Raw genomic sequence first — 722 nt, forward strand, 5'->3', positions numbered from 1 at the left:
CACTTTGCAGAAATCGGTTGAAAATTTAGCCGATTCTTACAGTCGATACTATAAAAAACAGAACAAAGAACCGCGCTTTAAATCGAAAAGAAAGCCTGTTCAGTCTTATACGACGAAACAGACGAATGGGAATATTGCTGTAACAGAAAATAAAATCAAGTTGCCGAAACTAGGTTTGGTTCGTTTTGCGAAAAGTCGTGAGGTGGCAGGAAGAATCATGAGTGCAACCATTAGACGCAACCCTTCTGGTAAATATTTCGTATCCATAGCAACAGAAACAGAAGTGACAGAGTTGCCTAAAACGAATTCAGCTATTGGCGTTGATGTCGGACTTAAAGATTTTGCTATTCTTTCTGATGGAATCACTTACTCAAATCCTACATTTTTTCGTACATTAGAAGAAAAATTAGCAAAAGCACAGCGAATTATGAGCAGAAGAACGATTGGTGGGTCTAATTGGTATAAAGCTAAAATCAAAGTAGCCCGTATTCACGAAAAGATTGCAAACACAAGAAAAGATTACTTAGACAAAATTTCAACTGAACTTGTCAAAAACCACGACATTATCGGTATGGAAGATTTGTCAGTAAGTAATATGTTAAAGAATCGAAATCTTGCTAAAGCGATCAGTGAAGCATCATGGTCACATTTCAGAACGATGTTAGAGTACAAATGCAAATGGTACGGAAAACAGCTAGTCATTGTTGGAAAGACATTTGCCA

The 722-nt window shown here is 37.0% G+C and carries 1 protein-coding gene; it reads left to right on the forward strand.

Annotation, left to right across the window (positions count from 1 at the left end; genetic code table 11):
* Positions 1–722 (forward strand): RNA-guided endonuclease TnpB family protein (locus tag BFA01S_RS21585; protein WP_156484011.1); only part of this gene is annotated, 722 nt, incomplete at both ends.

The organism is Metabacillus fastidiosus NBRC 101226 (assembly GCF_001591625.1).
Lineage (GTDB): Bacteria > Bacillota > Bacilli > Bacillales > Bacillaceae > Metabacillus > Metabacillus fastidiosus.